This window comes from Aeromonas sp. CU5 (assembly GCF_002586745.1).
Taxonomy (GTDB): domain Bacteria; phylum Pseudomonadota; class Gammaproteobacteria; order Enterobacterales; family Aeromonadaceae; genus Aeromonas; species Aeromonas sobria.
This window is the reverse complement of record NZ_CP023817.1, coordinates 556342-575290: the sequence shown is the minus strand read 5'-3', so window position 1 is coordinate 575290 and position 18949 is coordinate 556342. Positions and strand designations below refer to the sequence as shown.

Annotated in this window: 17 protein-coding genes and 1 pseudogene; 14 read left to right on the top strand and 4 right to left on the bottom strand. The window is 58.7% G+C overall.

What is annotated here, in order from left to right:
- The first annotated feature begins 141 nt into the window (after positions 1–141).
- The 4 genes and pseudogenes from cydD (at position 142) to CK911_RS02590 (ending at position 4576) form a co-directional block, all read left to right on the top strand.
- On the top strand, positions 142–1911 hold the full coding sequence (gene cydD, locus CK911_RS02605; protein WP_098972400.1) for a cysteine/glutathione ABC transporter permease/ATP-binding protein CydD: 1770 nt from the start codon (positions 142–144) through the stop codon (positions 1909–1911).
- A complete protein-coding gene (gene cydC, locus CK911_RS02600; RefSeq protein WP_098968880.1) occupies positions 1904–3634 on the top strand; it encodes a cysteine/glutathione ABC transporter ATP-binding protein/permease CydC in 1731 nt (576 codons plus the stop codon). Before cydD ends, cydC begins: the two co-directional genes overlap by 8 nt.
- Positions 3635–3808: 174 nt before the next feature.
- Entirely contained in the window at positions 3809–4180 is a 372-nt protein-coding gene (rcsF, locus tag CK911_RS02595; RefSeq protein WP_098972397.1) for an Rcs stress response system protein RcsF, read from the top strand.
- Positions 4181–4189: 9 nt separating this feature from the next.
- A pseudogene (locus tag CK911_RS02590) lies at positions 4190–4576 on the top strand (DUF488 domain-containing protein).
- A gap of 161 nt (positions 4577–4737) precedes the next feature.
- Here CK911_RS02590 and CK911_RS02585 read toward each other — a convergent pair.
- Positions 4738–5736 (bottom strand): NAD-dependent epimerase/dehydratase family protein, encoded by a 999-nt coding sequence (locus tag CK911_RS02585; protein WP_098968879.1) that lies wholly within the window; start codon positions 5734–5736, stop codon positions 4738–4740.
- 212 nt (positions 5737–5948) lie between these two features.
- Here CK911_RS02585 and tsaA point away from each other — a divergent pair, with 212 nt between their 5' ends.
- Positions 5949–6653, top strand: a complete 705-nt coding sequence (gene tsaA, locus CK911_RS02580) for a tRNA (N6-threonylcarbamoyladenosine(37)-N6)-methyltransferase TrmO (protein WP_098968878.1) — start codon at positions 5949–5951, stop codon at positions 6651–6653.
- A gap of 314 nt (positions 6654–6967) precedes the next feature.
- Positions 6968–7516, top strand: coding sequence for a cytochrome b (locus CK911_RS02575; RefSeq protein ID WP_098968877.1), 549 nt, complete (start codon positions 6968–6970; stop codon positions 7514–7516).
- Between the two features lie 70 nt (positions 7517–7586).
- Here CK911_RS02575 and CK911_RS02570 read toward each other — a convergent pair whose 3' ends face one another.
- Positions 7587–8267 carry a polymer-forming cytoskeletal protein gene (locus tag CK911_RS02570; protein ID WP_098968876.1) on the bottom strand — a complete coding sequence of 227 codons (681 nt, stop codon included), beginning with the start codon at positions 8265–8267 and terminating at the stop codon, positions 7587–7589.
- Positions 8268–8477: 210 nt separating this feature from the next.
- Between CK911_RS02570 and CK911_RS02565 the strand changes: the two genes are divergently transcribed.
- From CK911_RS02565 to CK911_RS02540, 6 genes are all read left to right on the top strand, one after another.
- The gene (locus CK911_RS02565) at positions 8478–9152 is read left to right on the top strand and encodes a response regulator transcription factor (protein ID WP_042020784.1); all 675 of its coding nucleotides are present in this window, start codon (positions 8478–8480) and stop codon (positions 9150–9152) included.
- Positions 9152–10537, top strand: coding sequence for an ATP-binding protein (locus CK911_RS02560; RefSeq protein WP_042020739.1), 1386 nt, complete (start codon positions 9152–9154; stop codon positions 10535–10537). The genes CK911_RS02565 and CK911_RS02560 overlap by 1 nt, the downstream gene beginning before the upstream one ends.
- A gap of 400 nt (positions 10538–10937) precedes the next feature.
- A complete protein-coding gene (locus tag CK911_RS02555; protein WP_098968875.1) occupies positions 10938–11807 on the top strand; it encodes a hypothetical protein in 870 nt (289 codons plus the stop codon).
- 24 nt (positions 11808–11831) lie between these two features.
- The gene (locus CK911_RS02550) at positions 11832–12368 is read left to right on the top strand and encodes a hypothetical protein (protein ID WP_253860364.1); all 537 of its coding nucleotides are present in this window, start codon (positions 11832–11834) and stop codon (positions 12366–12368) included.
- Positions 12369–12459: 91 nt separating this feature from the next.
- Positions 12460–12888: an N-acetyltransferase gene (locus CK911_RS02545; protein WP_098968873.1), complete on the top strand. Its 429-nt coding sequence runs from the start codon at positions 12460–12462 to the stop codon at positions 12886–12888.
- Positions 12889–13000: 112 nt separating this feature from the next.
- Entirely contained in the window at positions 13001–13258 is a 258-nt protein-coding gene (locus tag CK911_RS02540) for a DUF3297 family protein (RefSeq protein WP_068977037.1), read from the top strand.
- A 125-nt stretch (positions 13259–13383) separates the two neighbouring features.
- On the opposite strand, the gene CK911_RS02535 is transcribed toward CK911_RS02540, so the two are convergent.
- Positions 13384–14661: an FAD-binding oxidoreductase gene (locus tag CK911_RS02535; protein ID WP_098968872.1), complete on the bottom strand. Its 1278-nt coding sequence runs from the start codon at positions 14659–14661 to the stop codon at positions 13384–13386.
- A gap of 45 nt (positions 14662–14706) precedes the next feature.
- A complete protein-coding gene (puuR, locus tag CK911_RS02530) occupies positions 14707–15306 on the bottom strand; it encodes an HTH-type transcriptional regulator PuuR (protein WP_098968871.1) in 600 nt (199 codons plus the stop codon).
- Between the two features lie 410 nt (positions 15307–15716).
- On the opposite strand from puuR, the gene CK911_RS02525 reads away from it, so the two are divergent.
- Entirely contained in the window at positions 15717–17192 is a 1476-nt protein-coding gene (locus CK911_RS02525; RefSeq protein ID WP_098968870.1) for an NAD-dependent succinate-semialdehyde dehydrogenase, read from the top strand.
- Positions 17193–17450: 258 nt separating this feature from the next.
- Positions 17451–18740, top strand: coding sequence for a 4-aminobutyrate--2-oxoglutarate transaminase (gabT, locus tag CK911_RS02520; protein ID WP_098968869.1), 1290 nt, complete (start codon positions 17451–17453; stop codon positions 18738–18740).
- The last annotated feature ends 209 nt before the right edge of the window (positions 18741–18949 follow it).

Sequence of the window (18949 nt, the reverse complement as noted above, 5' to 3'; positions counted from 1 at the left end):
TCAATAAATCAATCTGTTCGGACAAGGATTGAGCAGTCGGTTGCTTTTTCAAGCAAACATTTTCAGCACAGATAATTTACAAGGTTGCCAAGGCCAAACGGCAAGGATAGTCTTGCGCCACTCGACGCGAGGATGGTGGTAATGGATAAAAAAACGCAAAAACGTCTCTATGGCTGGTTGCGCAAGCAATCGAGTCACGGTCGCCGCTGGATCAGTCTCTCCATCGCTTTTGGCCTGGGTCAAGGCATGCTGATGGTGGCACAAGCCTGGTTGCTGGCAACCCTGCTACACCGCTTTATTATCGAGGGCTCAACTCCCGAACAATCCATCACGCTCTTTATTACCCTGCTGCTGGTGACCCTTGGCAAGGCAGCGCTGGCCTATGGCCGCGAAGTGGCCAGTTTCAAGGCGGGCAGCGCGGTGCGCCAGACCATCCGCCAGCTGGTGCTCACCCGCCTTAGCCGGCTTGGCCCCGCCTATATCCAGCGCCGCCCGGCCGGTAGCTGGGCCAGCCTGTTGCTGGAACAGATAGAAAACATGCAGGATTTCTTCTCCCGCTATCTGCCGCAGATGGCCATCGCCGTCTTTATTCCGGTGGTGATTCTGGTGGCGGTATTCCCGGTCAACTGGGCGGCTGGGTTGATCTTGCTCGGTACCGCCCCCCTTATCCCATTTTTCATGATCCTGGTAGGGGTCGGCGCCGCTGATGCCAACCGCCGCAACTTTAAGTCGCTGGCCCGCCTCTCTGGCCACTTCCTTGATCGCCTGAAAGGGCTGCGCACCCTGCAGCTCTTTATGCGCACTCAGGCAGAAGGGGAAGCGATCCGCGATGCCTCAGAAGATTTTCGCGAGCGCACCATGGAAGTGCTGCGCCTTGCATTTCTCAGTACCGCCGTGCTGGAATTTTTTGCCGCCCTCTCGGTAGCACTGGTCGCCGTCTACTTCGGCTTCTCTTATATCGATCACCTCAATTTTGGCCACTATGGCGGCAAGGTCACCCTCTTTACCGGCCTGTTCGTGCTGTTTCTCGCCCCCGAGTTCTACGCCCCGCTGCGGGAACTGGGCGCCCACTACCACGCCAAGGCACAGGCCATCGGCGCCGCCGAGCAGTTGCTGGAGTTCCTCGAAGCCGAGGTGAGCGAACCCGCTGCAGGCAACACCCCGTTCCAGGCCGACAGCCCGGTCAAGGTAGAAGCCAAAGGGCTTGAGGTGCTGAGCGCCGAAGGCAAGGTACTGGTCGGCCCCATCGACTTCACCCTTGAGGCCGGTTCGCGCACCGCCCTCATCGGCGTCAGCGGCGCAGGCAAAAGCTCGCTGGTCAATGCCCTGCTTGGCTTTGCCCCCTATCGCGGCGAGCTCAAGGTAAACGGGCAGGAGCTCGCCTCCCTCGACATGACCCAGTGGCGATTGCAATTGGGCTGGCTCTCGCAGAACCCGCAGCTGTTCCACGCCTCCTTGCGTGACAACCTGCTGCTGGCCAAGCCAACGGCCAGTGACAGCGAGCTGGAAGATGCCCTGAAACGGGCACAGGCGTGGGAATTTGCCATGGAGAAGGGGCTCGACTATCCGGTCGGCGATCAGGCGGGCGGCCTCTCGGTCGGTCAGGCCCAGCGCCTCGCGCTGGCGCGAACCCTGCTCAAATCGACCCAACTGATGGTGCTCGACGAACCGACCGCCAGTCTTGATCGCCACTCCGAGCGCGCCATCATGACCACGCTCGAACAGGTCATCGCCAACCAGACCCTGCTGATGATCACCCACCGCCTCGACCAGCTCACCAAGATGGACAAGATCCTGGTGCTGGCGCGCGGCCAGCTGGTGGAGCAAGGCAGCTTCCAGCAATTGAGTCAGGCCGGAGGGCCTTTTGCCCACCTGCTGTCCCAACGTACCGGAGGTTCTCTCGATGACTGATCTGTTGCCATTTCTGCGCCTCTATCGCCAACACTGGCTCAGCCTCACCATTGGCTTGCTGCTGGCACTGGTGACCCTGGCCGCTGGCATGGGGCTGCTCTCCCTCTCCGGCTGGTTCCTCTCCGCCGCTGCCGTGGCGGGGATGACAGTTGCAAGCACCCATGCTTTTAACTACATGACCCCGGCTGGCGGCGTGCGTTTCTTCTCCATCATCCGCACTGCCGGTCGCTGGGGTGAGCGGGTGGTGAGCCACGATGCCACCTTCCGGGTGCTGACCCGACTGAGGGTCTGGTTCTGGCAAAAACTCTCGCCGCTCTCCACCGGCACCCTGGCCGGTTTCCGCCAAGCGGATCTGCTCAACCGACTGGTGGCCGACATCGATGCGATGGATCACGTCTATCTGCGGCTGATCACCCCAATCGGCGCAGCCCTGCTCAGCTGTGCTGGCTTGGTCTTCTTCCTGTCGTTTTTTGATAGCCGCCTCGCCCTGATCCTCGGTGCCATTCTGCTGTTTGGCATGATCGCCCTGCCGCTGGTGTTCTACTTCCTCGGTCGTCGCCCCGGTCAGGCGCTGATTGCCGAGAAATCGACCCTGCGCACTCGGCTGGTAGACTATCTGGATGGTCAGGCCGAGCTGCAGATGTTTGCCGCCGCCCCCAAGGCGCTGGTTGAGCTGCAACAGGCCGAACAGGCGCTGCTCGCCGCACAGGCCCGCATGGCCAAGGTAAGCGGACTGGCCAACTTCTCGGTGCAGCTGCTGAGTGGCTGGACCCTGACCCTGATGCTCTGGCTGGCCGGTCATGGGGTAGCGGGTGCTACGCCCGACCCCATTACCGCGCTGATGGTGTTTGCCACCCTGGCAAGCTTCGAGGCACTGATGCCGCTGGCGGGTGCCTTCCAGCACCTCTCCACCAGCCTCACCTCGGCTCGCCGTTTGAATGAAATTTTGCAAGAGGCCAAGGCCCCCGAATGGGGCGACGAGCAGACCCACGCCACCGGTGGCACGCTGCAGATCAGTGACCTCTACTTCGGCTATCCCGGCAACACCCAGCCGGTGCTGCGCGGCTGCACCCTGCAACTGCAAGCAGGCCAAAAGCTGGCGCTGCTGGGTCAGACCGGCTGCGGCAAATCGACTCTGATGGGACTGCTGACCCGAGAGTGGAGCCCGCAAGCAGGCAAGATCATGCTCGATGGCAAACCACTCACCGACTACAGCGAAGGGGCACTGCGCGCATCTATTTCAGTGGTGAGCCAGCGGGTGCACCTGTTTGCCGATACCCTGCGCGGCAACCTCAAGCTGGCCGCACCGACCGCCACTGACGAGCAGCTGATTGCGGTACTGACCCAGGTCGGGCTGGCCAATCTGCTGGAAGATGAGGCGGGCCTCAACGCCTGGCTGGGCGACGGCGGCAGGCCGCTTTCCGGTGGCGAGCGTCGCCGCATCGGTCTTGCCCGCGCCCTGCTGCACGATGCGCCGCTCTGGCTACTCGATGAGCCGACCGAAGGGCTCGACAGCAAGACCGAGCGGGAGATCATCGATCTGCTGTTCAAGCTGGGGGCGGATCGCACCTTGCTGCTGATCTCCCACCGCCTGCTGGGGATGGAGCAGATGGACCGGATTGCCCTGATGGAAGAGGGGCAGATCCGCCTCTGCGCCCCTCACCACGAGTTGCTGGCGGATGATTACTACCGTAGCCTCTACCAACGGCTGGCTCCGGTCTGATATCAGCCTGATATCAGACTGATGGGGGTAACACCCTGACACCCGGGCGCAAAACGGGGCTGGTCGCCACAGGCGGCTGGCCCCTATAATGTCCCCCTCATTATTCAACAAGATGCCGACATGGATCGCCTGCGCCTTTCTACTGTCTTCATCGCCGACACAAGATACGAGATGATGAAACGCCTGATCCTGATGATGCCCCTGATTGCCTCCGGTTGTGCCAACTACGCCTTTAACAGCAATCTGGATAAAGAGAACTTCGACGAATACTTCAAACCCGGTAGCGTGCGCATCTACGAACAAGATGAGCTGGCTGACCTCAACTACCTCTACCTCGGCACCATCGAGGGTGAATCCTGCCAGGCCGATGCCAACCAGCCGGTGCCCAACGCCGGTGATGCCCGCACCCTGGCCCGCCGACGTGCAGCCGACATGGGCGGCAACGGCGTCACCATCGACAAATGCGCCGAATTCAGCGACACCCCGGGCTGCCTGAGACAAGTGATCTGCTACGGGCAGGCGCTGAAAGTGGCCGAAGAGAAGTAAGTCGCTGCCATGGCCCTCGCCATCGTTCGCCTTGGCAGCCCGCGCCAGCCCGATGAGGGGCTGCGGATCGGCACGGTGCGCCGCCCACCCCGCGGCGTACCCAAGAGCGAATTTGCCAGCCAGCATTGGTACGACGTCTGGTTTCCCAACCTCGCCCCCAGCAGCTAGACCATGAAGCTGGGTCAGGCTGCCGAGACGCCTGCCCAGTGGGCGGCGTTTGGCAAGCAGTACAAGGCCGAGATGGCGCAACCTGCCGCCAGGCACGATCTGGCGCTGCTGGCCGCCCTCTCCCACACCACCAATCTGTCCGTGGGCTGCTACTGCGAGCAGGAGTCCCGCTGCCATCGCACCATCTTGAAAGAGCTGCTGGTAGCCGCTGGCGCCGCCATTCGTTAGGACGGCGAGCGAAGACGGAGCGATAGGGAATCGAGTCAGCCGCTCTTCGGCAGCCATCTGGCATGGATAGACAGAGAGGGCATCCCGCGGGATGCCCTCTCTCGTTATGTTCGCACAACTGCCCTTCTCGGCAGCAGCGGCTCGATCAGCACGCCAATTTCTTATAGCACGCTGGGCTCCAGCAACTGCTGCCGCAGCAAGGCCTCTTGGGCCAGAGTCATGGCATTCGTTGCCACCCCGGCGGCAGGCTCGATGGCCAGCCAGTTGGCCAGATCGACGGCGGTCTCCTCCAGTGGCCGGAAATTCAAACCATGGACGATGGCCGCCTCGGCACTGACCGAGCCATAACCGGCAAACTCCGCCTGCTCGCAGGGCAGCAAGGTGGGATAGCTCTGCCAGGGCTCGATACCGGCCGCAATCAGGGTCGGCCAGGGCAGCCACTCGGGCTGGATGGGGCTGGCTGGTGGCAAGCGGGCGCTCAGCCGCTCCAGCCAGTCGCTCAGGGTAATGCCGGGCTTGAGCAGGTTGAAGATGCCCCCCAGCTGCTGCTCGGCGGCGCGCAGCACAAACTCGGCGCAGTCGCGTACATCGAGATACTGCAAGCGATCCTCACCACTGCCCGGCAGCAACCAGGGCCCCCCCTGCTGCACCCGCTTCACCCACCACGCCATGCGGCCGGTGGGATCATGGGGGCCGCACAACACGCCCGGGCGCAGGATGCAAAGCCGCTCCCCCCAGTGGGCGCGATACTGCGCCTCGCACAATACCTTGAGAGGGCCATAGTCGCTGGGCATCTCCCCTGCGGGGATAGGGTGCAGCGGCGCCGACTCATCCATCCCGGGCAGAGAGAAATCGCGATAGACGCTGATGGTGGAGATAAAGATCAGCCGCTCACAGCGCCCGAGCAAGGCTGCCGAGAGGCTCGCCGCCTGTTCGGGGCGATAGCAGCAGGTGTCGATGGCCAGATCCCAACGCAACCCCTCTCCTTGCAACGCCCCCAGATCCTTGTCTCGATCACCGGTGAGTTGCACCAGATCAGGCCAATCAGGGTGCTGACGCTGACCACGATTGAACAGCGTCACTTGATGGCCCCAATTCAACGCCAGCGCAGTGAGGTGGCGCCCCAAAAAGCCGGTGCCACCGATAATCAGCAGTTTCATCCCTCTCCCTCCCCGTCGGCGCGAGTGCGCACATTTCATCCTGATACTCCCGTTGCCTCCACCCTACGCAACTTGACGGTACGGCACAGCCCCCGACTGGCCGGGATGGGACAGGGATCACGGCAGCGCAGCAGAAATGGGCGTAATGAGGCAGAGCCTGCGTTTTGGGGCCGCCTGTGCTAAATTGCCGGGGTTTTCAGTCAGGATCCGCCATGAAGTTCGAAATCGACACCCTCGGGGTTATCCGCTCTCCCTACAAGGAGAAGTTCGCCATCCCCCGCCAGCCCGGTCTGGTCAAATCAGCCCGTGCCCGCCTCGAGCTGCTCCCCCCTTACGATCAGCCGGATGTGCTGCGCGGCATCGAGCAGTTCTCCCATCTGTGGCTCAGCTTCGTGTTTCACCAGACCATGGCGCAGGGCTGGCACCCGACGGTGCGCCCGCCGCGCCTTGGCGGCAACGAACGGGTCGGCGTCTTTGCCACACGCTCCACCTTCCGCCCCAATCCCCTCGGCCTCTCGGTAGTCGAGTTGCACGGGGTTGGCCGCGAGCGGGGCAAGCTGTGGCTGGAGCTGGGGGCGGTGGATTTGCTCGATGGCACCCCCATCATCGATATCAAACCCTATATCCCCTATGCCGACAGCCTGCCGAATGCCCGGGGCGGCTTTGCTCCCGACGCCCCCACTCCGCCGCTGGCGGTGAGTTTCAGTGCCGAGGCCGAGCAGCAGCTGCAACCCTGGCTCAAGGCCCATCCCGAGCTGCGCCAGCTGGTGAGCGAAGTGCTGGCACAAGATCCGCGCCCCGCTTACAAGAAGGGCAAGCCAGATGACAAGGAGTACGGAGTGCGGCTGTTTGACTGCAACGTCCGTTTCCGCATCAGCGAGCCTGCGTGTCTGGTGCTGGCTATCGAGCCCGCCTGATCCTTGGCGGGCCGAAAGGTCATCCACCATCGCTGATGCTATTTCACGTCGCCGATTTCACGCCGCCTTCACATCACAAGGGGCTTAATGAGCCTGTAAATTGTGTGGCATTGATCAGACTATCCACCCGGTTGCCAGTGATACCATGTAGACAGTAGAGGGCATCTCCTCTCTGACTGATGCCAGCGGCAGGCTGCCGGTTTATGGCAAACGTGGCAGCCCGGCTGTTGCCGCCAAGGGATCTGGCCTCGCCCCGACACGTTTGAGTGCGGGGATGCCACACGGATGTGACAACACTTCAAAGGAACAAACCTATGCTGATGAACAGTGAAAAACGCTACGGCACCCTGAGTATCGGGCTGCACTGGCTGACCCTGGTGGCGATGATCGCCGTCTACGCCCTGATCGAATTTCGCGACATCTTCCCCAAAGGGGACCCGGGCCGCGACCTGATGAAGCAGTGGCACTTTATGCTGGGGTTGCTGATCTTCGCCCTGGTGCTTGTCAGGCTGGTAGTGCGCAGGATGAGCCCGACACCCCGTATCGTGCCCGAGCTCTCGCCGATGATGCACAAACTGGCAAAACTGGCCCACCTCGCCCTCTACGGCTTTCTCATTCTCACCCCGCTGTTTGGCTGGCTGCTGCTGAGCGCCGCGGGCAAGCCCATCCCCTTCTTCGGGCTTGAGCTGCCGGCCCTGCTCGCCCCCAACCCGGATCTCAAAGGGCTGATCAAGGAGGTGCACGAAACCCTCGGCGATGTCGGCTATGCCCTGATCGGCCTGCACACGTTGGCAGCTCTCTATCACCACCATATTCTCAAAGACAACACCCTCACCAATATGCTGCCGCCGCGCCGCAGCTAACGAGAAACAGAAAAACGCAGAGGGGGCCATCGTGGCCCCCTCTTGTTATCTGCATGGCTGGCAAAGAGCCTTATGCCTGCTTGGCCAGCACCTCCGCCACCTTGCCTTTCGGCTCTTGCGGCAACTTTTTCACATTGTTCTTGTTCTCCGGCTGCTTGCTCTCTGGCGATCGGTTTTCAGACAAGGCTTGCAACACGGGATCGGCCTTGCCGGCAACGGTGGGCTGGGACTGGCCGACAAAGTTGCCACCCTTGCAGATGGAGAGGCTCCCCCCCTTGAAAATCCCCTGCATCTTGCCGCTCTCCAGGATCTCCACCTCGGCAGAGGTGCACGTCCCCTCCAGCAGGCCATTGATGATCACGTGGGGAGCACTCACATCCCCCTCAACACTGCCGCCCTGCATGATGCGCAGCACACCACCAGTGAGCTGGATGGTGCCATTGACGTGACCGCGCACCTCCAGATCCCCCTCAACCTGCATGTCGCCCTTGAAGCGGGCACCGGCAGCAATCACAGTCGCCCCAACCGAAGCAGCAGCCGCACCACCATTTTTTCTTCCAAACATCCGGACTCTCTCCACCAACCACACAAGCAGAACCAGCAGCATCGGCGCCACTGGCCACAGAAAACAGGGTGACCCCAGCGCGTAGAGCAGCAAGGCTCCACCCCAGCAGAGCCAGACAATATAGAGGAAGTCGCTGCGCTCCCGACCCTTCAGCCGCGCCAGCCACGTTCCGGCTACCTTTCTCATTTCGTCAAACCTTTCGCAGCATGGCGATCAGCATTGAACTGACCAAAGCGCCATCGACAACAACGGACAATGGATAAACGACCAGTTGCCGCAAACTCTGAAGCCCCCTGATTCAGTCCCGATACAGGAGTGGCAAGATAGGATTCGAATTGACTCGAAGCGACATTCACTTTCTAATTGGCAGCCCGGACCCCTATGACCGTTCACATCATGAAAATTTTATTGGTCGAAGACGACAAGCTGCTCAATCACCACCTCTCCTCCCTGCTGACCGAAGCCGACAATCAGGTCTACAGCACCGATCAGGCAGGTATTGCACTGCACTACGCCGCTGACTACCCCATTGATGTAGCGATCATTGATCTTGGCCTGCCCGACATGGATGGCCTGCAACTGATCCGTCAACTGCGCGAACGGCAGATCTCCTTCCCCATCATTGTGCTGACCGCTCGTGGCAACTGGCAGGACAAGGTCGAAGGGCTGGAAGCAGGTGCTGATGACTATCTGGTCAAACCGTTCCAGAAAGATGAGCTGCTGGCCCGCCTCAATGCGCTGGTGCGCCGCAGTGCCGGCTTTATTTCACCCAAGGTAAAGGCCGGTGATTACGAGCTGGATCTCTCCCGCAAGGAGCTGACCATCGCCGGTGAAGTATCGGTGCTCACCAGCTTTGAATACCTCATTCTGGAGTACCTGATGCGCAATGCCCGTCAGGTAGTCTCCAAGCAGCAACTGCTCGACCAGCTCTACGGTGATGGCGAAGGGGATCCCAACACCATTGAGGTGATGGTAAGCCGCCTGCGCAAGAAGCTGGATCCGGAAGGGACGATTCAACCCATCTCCACCATCCGGCGTCAGGGCTACATCTTCAACCTCTCGTGTAACTGATGCTTTCTCATCTGCCGCGCCCCATCAAGATGATCCGTCGCTCCCTGCACATCAAACTGCTGCTCAGCTCGCTGCTGGTCATCGCGCTGAGCATGGGGTTTGCGGTGTATGCCCTCTATATTGGTCACATCGAGGAGCAGACCCAAAAAGCCAGCGCCCGGATGCAGGAGAACCTGGCCAAGCTATTCTCCTCCACCGAACCGGACGACAAGGGGCCCACAGTCGAGCTGGGGCGGATGTCCCGTAATGCAGGCGATCGCAATCTCGATACCCTGATCTGCCGAGCGGATGGCGAGCTGGTCTGGTCCAGCCTCCATATGCCGGAAGTGATCAAGGCCAAACAGACCATCTGCGGTGACTTGATGCGCTACCTTGGGGGGATGGATCTCGACTACTTCTTCAAGAAGCACACCATCAAGAACGGCGAGAGCTACTTCGTCTATAGCCTGCGCTTTATCCGCAATCCCGGCAGCGGAACCACCGCCTACTACGTGGTGATGATCGACTCGGCCAAGCGTTATCACGCCGAATCGCGCGCCTACCTCTACCAGATTGCCCGTCAGGCGCTGCTCGCCTACCTGCTGCTGGCCGGACTGCTGCTGCTCACGACCTTCTGGAGTCTCGGCTCCCTGCGCACCATTGCCCGCCAGATCGACGATATCCGGGCTGGCAAACGGGATGCCCTCTCCAATGAATTTGAGCGGGAACTGGCCCCCTTGACCGACTCGGTCAACCAGCTGCTGGAGAACGAACGCCAGCAGACCCAGCGCTACCAGCACGCCCTCAACGATCTCGCCCACAGCCTGAAAACCCGGCTGGCGCTGATCCAGATGACCACCCAGGAGATCAAGTTGGGGCGGGAGATCCACGACAACATCAACGAACAGATCCTCACCATGGATCAGATGATCCAGTACCAGCTCAGACGCGCAGTCACCGGCCGCCAGCGCCTTGCCAGCAAGGGCTCCGAACCGGTGCCGCTGATTGAAAAGCTGCTCGCCAGCCTGACCAAGGTCTATCGCCACAAGAAGCTGCAAACCCACTTCAAGTTCGACGACGACGCCCTGTTTCACGGCGAACAGGGCGACCTGATGGAGCTGATGGGCAACCTGCTCGACAACGCCTGCAAGTTCGCCATCAGCGAGATCCGGGTGACTGTGTCTCGTCACCTTGAACGACTGCGTATCGAAGTGGAAGATGATGGCCCCGGCATAGACCCGGCCAAATCGGTGCAGATCTTCCAGCGCGGCGTCCGTGCCGACAGCTCCCCCGGACAGGGCATAGGGCTGGCGGTAGTGACCGAGATCGTCCACAGCTACGGCGGCCAGATCCGGGTCGATGAATCCCCCCTCGGCGGCGCCCGCTTTACCCTGGACCTGCCCTGATCGGCATGGCCCTGCATAGCCTCGCCAGTTATTGCCCTACCACAAGGCCTCCGATATCGGAGGCCTTGCCGTTTCTCCCCCTCGAATGATTCAATTTATTGATCCGGCACAGATTATCGCCCTCCAGCCCTTCCACCACCGGCTTCAATCGGTATCATGGGGGGGCGGCAAAAAGCCTCTCCCGGATCCACTCCATGAGCCTTCACTGTCACAAAGGTGTTATCCGCAGAAAATGGGTTAAAAGCAGCAAGCCAGGGGCTGTAACTTGAGGGCGGTAGCGTTGTTTAATTAAGTCATCTTAGTTGAGCAGTGCAATTTATTTTATAACTTATATATCTTCACATAGTTATATTTTGAAAATACATGTTTAATGAAGCATTGAAATGGGGAGGTATCACAATTGCAAAATTTATGGAAAAATATTGTAGTATCTATAGTTAGCTCTTTATTAGCGATTGCAGGGCAGCAATACTTTTTCGATAAGCAAAATGAAATACCAAAAATTGATGTCTATAAGAATTTCGATAATGCTTATCTATCTAAACCGAAATTCCCTGACTCTAAAGTTGAAATAAAAGTTGATGGAAATACTAAAGAGTCTATTGGTTTGTTAGAAATAGCACTGATAAATTTTAGTAATCAGTCATTTAATAACATTCCAATTATAATTGAAGTAAAACCAAAAAATGGAGATAAGTTTACTTACCTATCTCATTTTGTACACGGAGAAAAGGGTATAAGAGATTTAGTTAAAGAAATAAAACCTTATGAGATCGATAATGGCACTCACAGATTTTCATATAATGTAGTATCTCTAAACAGAACAGATGAAGCGAATCTGTCAATGAAATTAGGGATACTTTTCGAGGGACAACATGAGCCAGATGTTGTTGTATCTGCAGCTGGTGTAAATACCAGAGAGTTCAACATTGAAAATAGTCCTGCACGAGCAAATGTGCAACGAGATACATTTTTACTCATGATTGCATTCATTATTGGTCTACTTGCATTTACTTTTATTATTTTTGGACCAATCATCTCCCGATTCACTTTACCGCTCGATAAAAAGAGTGACAAGAGATATGCGAAACAAATTTTTGATGTTATGAGAGCCGACACCTACTACGAGTCTATGTCTGATGATACTCTCAAGCGCCATGTTGCAAGTTTTCTGTATAAGCGCCAATTAAACTGGTGGAATAATAAATCGTTTTTTGGGAAATGGTATCTTGGTATGAGAACACCTCAGCCTGATGACTATGAATTTTAATCGCTTTTTATGCTAGAAAAAATTATGACCGAACAAGAAAGAAACAAGTGGCTATCCATAGTTGGAATGATCTCTGAGTTAAAAAAATGTGATGAATTAGGTGTGATAACTGCATCTTTAGCAATGGGATTTATAGCAATTGATACGCTTGCAAATCTCACTCGAGATGAGGGTAAAGCTAGAGCAACAAGATCTGATTTTCAAAATTGGGTTGACTGTTACCTAAAAGCAGCCCCAGAGCAGCCTTATAAATACCGTGGTAAGGATGTATATGCTGCCAGATGTGCTTTCTTGCATTCTTATAGTTCTGATGCTGAACTACATGATAAAGATAATGACCTTATAAAATACATTTATCATGATGGCGGGAAACATGTATTCAATCCAGAAATCAACAATAAATTAGTTATAATCGCAACTAGGTCATTTGTTTATGACATTATATGTGCGGCTAATAATTTTATGGCCGAGTGTGAAATTAATTTTAAACTGAGGTCTATTGTTGAGAGTCGCCTAGATACTATTTTACAGTTCACACCATATCAACAAACATGTAAATAAACGCTCCGTAATTTTATATACTACTACGAATACCCGTTCAGGCTGCATTAATCGCCCAGCCTCAACATCACTCTTCGTTATTGAGGCCACTATGATCCGCCCATTATCAGCCACCGACCTGGATACCGTCGTCGAGCTCTGGTATCAGGCATCGGTGCAAGCCCACGACTTTATTCCTGCTATGTTTTGGCACGAGCAACGGGCAGCAATGCGCGATATTTACTTGCCCGCCAGCAAGAGCTGGGTCTATGAGGAGGATGGTCAGCTGCTGGGCTTTATCTCTTGGTATCAGGGTACTGTGGCGGCGCTGTTTATCTCCCCTGACCAGCAGTCACACGGGCTGGGTCGCCAATTGCTCAATCACCTCAAGACACAATATGACCAGCTCGATTTGACGGTCTACGCCGAGAATGAGCAGGCGCGGCGCTTCTATTGCCGCAACGGTTTTAAAGAGGGTGAGTCGCAATTGTGCGAGCACAGTGGCCGCCCCGAACTGATGATGCATTGGCAGCGGGACTGAGCGGGTCGCCAATAGAGATGGCGGGCGCTCTGTGTCTGTTTTTTGGCCGCCTTGAATGCCATGACGGCATTCTCTACAATGACGCACTTTTTATTCATTTCAGGTCATATCGATGAGCGATACCAACACCAAACCAGCACTGCCGGATCACCTTGCAGGCAACCCGCGTAGCCCACACCATGTTGCTGAGTGCTTCGAACACCACATTGGTATTCGCCTCAACGGCAAAGAGCGCACCGATGTCGAAGAGTACTGCATCAGCGAAGGCTGGGTGAAGATCCCCTCCCCCAAGGCGCTGGATCGCCGTGGTCAGCCAATCCTGATCACCCTCAAAGGCACCGTTGAAGCCTACTATATCGAAGAGGTTTAACCGCCACTGTCTGTTGCGCCGAGCTTATCAAGCCAGCGGCATCAGTCAGCGCAGTTAACGACCAAGGCCACCTCGCGGTGGCCTTGTTGTTTCTGGCATCTCCCCAAATTCTTTGCTGGCGGTGCTTATACCCCCAAGCGGTCGCGCAAGGTGTACCAGGCGGCGCCTGCGGCGGTGAAGGGGATACGCAGCAGGCGGCCACCCGGGAAGGGGTAGTGCGGCAGTTTGGCAAAGGCATCGAAGCGCTCCGCCTGACCACTCAGCACTTCGGAGAGCAGCTTGCCCGCCAGATGGGTACAGGTAACGCCGTGGCCGCTGTAGCCCTGCATGTAGTAGATGTTGGGGCCGATGCGACCAAACTGCGGCAGCCGCGACAGGGTGAGCAGGAAGTTGCCGGTCCAGGTGTACTCCACCTTGACCCCTGCCAGTTGCGGGAAGGTTTTGAGCATCTTGGGAATGATCAGCCGCTCGATATCCGCCGGATCCCGCGCGCCATAGACAACGCCGCCGCCATAGAGCAGCCGGTGATCGCCGGAGGTGCGGTAGTAGTCGAGCAGGTAGTTGCAATCCTCCAGACAGTAGTTTTGCGGCAGCAATGAACGGGCCCGCTCCTCCCCCAGCACTTCGGTGGCGATCACCTGGGTACCGCAGGGCATGCTCTTGCCAGCCAGCTCCGGTACCAAATTGCCGAGGTAGGCGTTGCCCGCCACCACGATAAAGCGCGCCTTCACCGCCCCCTTGGCGGTCTTGACCAGTGCCGGCTGACCCGGGGTGATGCTGGTGACGGCGGATTGCTCGAAGATCTGCCCCCCCTGCATGCGGATGGCTTCTGCCTCCCCCAATGCCAGATTGAGGGGGTGAATATGGCCGCCGCTCTTGTCGAGCAGGGCGCCGACGTAGCGATCGCTCGCCACCACCTCGCGCACCCCCTTGGCATCGAGCAGCTCCAGCTGGTCGTTGCCCCACTTCTGCCAGCGAGCGTATTGGGATTTGAGCTCGTGCAGCTGCTTCTCGGTCTCGGCGGCAAAGACGCCTCCCTGCTGCAGATCGCACTGGATGTTGTAGCGCTTGATCCGCTCGCGGATGATCTGGCCCCCCTCAAACAGCATGGAACCGAGCAGCCTGGCCTGATCCGGCGGGCAGTTCGCTTCTATGGTGTCGATGTCGCGGCTGTAGGAGTTGACGATCTGGCCGCCGTTGCGGCCACTGGCGCCAAAGCCGACCCGAGCCGCCTCCAGCACCACCACCTTGTAGCCCTTCTCCACCAGATGCAGGGCACTGGAGAGGCCGGTATACCCGGCCCCAATGACGCAGACGTCGCACTCCAGCTGCTCGGTCAGTGTCGGGTAGGGCGCGTGTTTATTTGCGCTGGCTGCGTAGTAACTGTTTACATGTTCGGTCATGATCCCTGTTTCCTTACCGGTTCTGTTGCCAAACTATTGTCAGGATTAAAAGCTCGCCGGGGTGTGGGCGCTGACGATGCGACAGGTCTGCCCCGACGGATTGCTGAAGCTGTGGGGCTCGCCGGTGTCGATCACATAGCTGTCGCCCGCTTCCAGCGGATAACTCTGGCCCGCCACCGTCAGGATCACAGATCCCTCCAGCACGGTTCCCACCTCTTCCCCCTGATGGGTCACCTGACCGCCGGTGTCGGTGCCGGGGGGATAGGTCTCCAGCATAAAGCCGAGCTGGCGGCGGTTGTTGCCGTTATGCACCAGCTTGAGAGAGACCCCCTGACTGCCCAGCTCGATCAGCTGATCCGCCTTGATCACCACCTCGGGAGTGCGGCTCTCCTCCTCGGCGAAGAAGCGTGACAGCGGCAAGCCGTAGACGGTGAGCAGCTTTTGCAGGGAGGCGACCGAGGGGCTCACCTTATCCTGCTCTATCATGCAGATGGCGCCGTGGGTCAGGCCACTCAGCTCGGCCGTCCGCCGCTGGGATAACCCGAGCTGATGACGTACCGCCGCCAATCGTTCGCCCATACTCTGCCGACTTGCGTCGTGCTCTGTATTGCCATGAGCAGCATGTAAGCTCTGTGGCCCGCTCATGGCAGACCGCCTCTCATGCTCTGTTTGCGTCCCTGCAACATCAGCACCTCTCTGTTGTTTCTGGTAAACGAGGCGAGTGGTTAAACGCCCCTGGCTGTTAAATCCGGGTGGTTAAAATAGCGGACCAGCCTTCCCTTGCCGTTTGCTATGTTACACAGCCTGACCGTTCATTATTTTGCACACGCAAATCCACTACTTCGCTCACAGCCCCTCTTTTGACGAGGTAAACTGCGCTACACAGCCCATTTTCTAGCATGGTGCCCCCCAACAATTCAAATATATTTAACACTTGAAAAACATTTAAGCTCAATTTATGGTCTTCCTGTGCTTATTATTTTATACGGCAGCGGCGTAGGAAGGGTCGGCTCACTCCGGCAACCAGCTGCTCTGACCCACACTCGAGGCTTGCTATGTCAGTAACATTGTCAGGAACAACCACCGACTCCAGCTTGATCACATCCCGCGCCTATATAGATGGAGAGTGGTGCGCTGCCGCCAGCGGCCGCACCTTCGAGGTCACCAACCCCGCCAGCGGGGCCGTCATTACCCAGGTGCCCGACATGGACGCCGAGGATACCCGCCGCGCCATCGCAGCCGCCCACGCGGCGCAACCCGGCTGGGCGGCGCTGACCGCCAAGGAGCGCAGCAACAAGCTCTACGCCTGGTTTACCGCCATCACCGCCCACAGCGACGAGCTGGCCCGCATCATGACCTGCGAACAGGGCAAGCCGCTGGCAGAAGCCAAAGGGGAAGTGGCCTACGGCGCCAGCTTTATCCAGTGGTTCGCGGAAGAGGGCAAGCGCGCCTATGGCCGCACCATTCCGGGCTTTAGCGGCGATCGCCGGTTGGCCACCATCAAGCAGCCGGTGGGGGTGGTGGCCGCCATCACCCCGTGGAACTTCCCCATTGCGATGATCACCCGCAAGGCGGGCCCGGCGCTGGCCGCCGGTTGCACCATCGTCATCAAGCCTGCTGCCGAGACCCCGCTCTGCGCGTTGGCACTGGCCGCCCTGGCCGAGCAGGCGGGCATCCCCGCTGGGGTCATCAATATCGTCACCAGCCATCAGGCGAGCGCGGTGGGCAACGAGCTGTGCAGCAATCCGGTGGTGCGTAAGCTCTCCTTCACCGGCTCCACCCACATTGGCAAGCTGCTGATGCGCCAGTGCGCCGACACCATGAAGAAGCTGTCGCTGGAGCTGGGTGGCAACGCCCCCTTTATCGTCTTTGACGACGCCGACCTCGACGCCGCCGTGGCCGGGGCGCTCGCCTCCAAATACCGCAACGCCGGGCAGACCTGCGTCTGCGCCAACCGGATTCTGGTGCAGGCCAGCGTCTACGACGCCTTCGTCGAGAAGCTGACCGCCGCCGTCAGTGCCTTCAAGGTGGGAGATGGCATGAGCGAAGGCACCCAGATTGGCCCGCTGATCAACCCCGCCGCCGCCAGCAAGGTGGCCGAGCTGGTGCAGCAATCGGTCGCCGCCGGTGCCGAGTTGTTGCTGGGGGGCGAAGCCCATCCCGCAGGCCCGCTGTTCTATCGCCCCACTATTTTGGGCATGGTGGATAAAACCAACCCCATCCTGCAGGAGGAGATCTTCGGCCCGGTGGCGCCACTGGTGCGCTTCGAGACCGAAGCCGAGGCCATCGCCATTGCCAACGACACCCCCTACGGGCTCGCCGCCTACTTCTATGGCCGCGACATCGCCCGGGTCTGGCGCGTCGCCGAGCAGCTCGAATACGGCATGGTCGGCATCAACGAGGGGATCATCTCCACCGAGCTGGCCCCCTTTGGCGGCATCAAGGAGTCAGGACTGGGCCGCGAAGGGGCCGCCGAGGGGCTGGAGGAGTATCTGGAGACCAAATACCTCTGCTTTGGTGGCATTCGCTAAGGCAACAGAAGGCCAAAGCATCGTATTCATCGATGCCTTGGCCACTTAATCCATCGTTTTGATAGATAGATGCTGGAGTTCGCCCGAGGCGGCAAGGGGCGAAATTTGGCCCACTGCGCCCCACAAGAGGGCTGCTGCAGTGCACACCACACGCCGCCGAATGTGCCCGATGGGCCAATCAGCGGTGTTGGGCGCCAGATCGCCCGCCACACATTCAGTCAGGGAATATCGGGGGCTGCGGCCCCTCAGGGAGGAAAGATGAGTCAGTCAGAATCAAACAAGGCGTGGCAAGCGCGCCGTGAAGCTGCCGTGGTCAACGGCGTAGGCACCCTGCTGCCGGTGTTTATCGACCGGGCGAAAAATGCCGAGCTGTGGGATGTGGAGGGCAACCGCTACATCGACTTCGCCTCCGGCATCGCCGTGCTCAACACCGGCCACAACCACCCGAAAGTGGTGGCGGCGGTGCGTGAACAGCTCGAAAAGTTCAGCCACACCTGCTTCCAGGTCACCCCCTACCCCGGCTATATCGAGCTTGCCGAGAAGCTCAACGCCCTGGTGCCCGGCCCGACCCCGAAGCGCACCCTGTTTCTCTCCACCGGCGCCGAAGCGGTCGAGAATGCAATCAAGATCGCCCGCGCCCACACCGGCCGCAGCGGCACCATCGCCTTCAAGGGGGGCTTTCACGGCCGCACCATGATGGGGATGGCGCTCACCGGCAAGGTCGTGCCCTACAAGACCGGCTTTGGCCCCTTCCCGGGTGAGGTCTACCACATCCCCTTCCCCGCCGACTATCTGGGGGTGAGTGAAGAGGATGCCCTGCACGCCCTCGAGCTCTGCTTCAGCGCTGACATCGAGCCGGGCAGAGTGGCCGCCATCATCATCGAGCCGGTACAGGGCGAGGGTGGCTTCTATCCCGCCTCCGCGAGCTTTATGCAAAAACTGCGCAGCGTCTGCGACCAGCACGGCATCCTGCTCATCTGCGACGAGATCCAGAGCGGTTTTTGCCGCACCGGCAAGACCTTCGCCACCGAGTATTCAGGGGTTGAACCCGACATCATGACCCTGGCCAAGAGTCTGGCGGGGGGCTTCCCCCTCTCGGCTGTGGTGGGCAAGGCGGAGATCATGAACGCGGCCAAACCGGGAGGCCTCGGTGGCACCTATGCCGGTTCCCCCATCGCCTGCGCCGCGGCACTGGCGGTATTGCAGGTGATCGACGAGGAAAAACTCAACCAGAAAGCGCTCGATCAGGGGGAGCAGATCAAGGCGGGGCTGGAACGCATAGCCGAGCGTTTTGACTGCATAGGTCAAATTCGCGGCCCCGGTGCCATGGTGGCCATGGAGCTGGTGAAACGGCGTGATGCCAGTCAGCCCGATCCCGACCTTACCAAGCGACTGGTGGCCGAGGCGGGCAAACGGGGGCTGGTCCTGCTCTCATGCGGGGTGCGCGCAAATGTCATCCGTTTTCTCGCCCCCCTGACAGCCCCTGCGGCAGTGATTGACGAGGGGCTGCAACTCCTTGAAAAATCACTGGAGGCCGCACTGGCCTGACCAGCAGCAAAGTGACCGCTCACTTGTGCAAAAAAATGCAGTTTTGCCCCCTTTTTTTCTTGTCAGGGGGGCCCTGCAAATGCACAATGCGCGGCCACTGAAAGAACCGATATAACACAAGGTTATCGGTTCTTTTTTAGACAGTGAACAAACCCATAAACGAGGCCGGATCACCCCCGGAAAAGATAGCGAGATTGGCAGCAATCTCC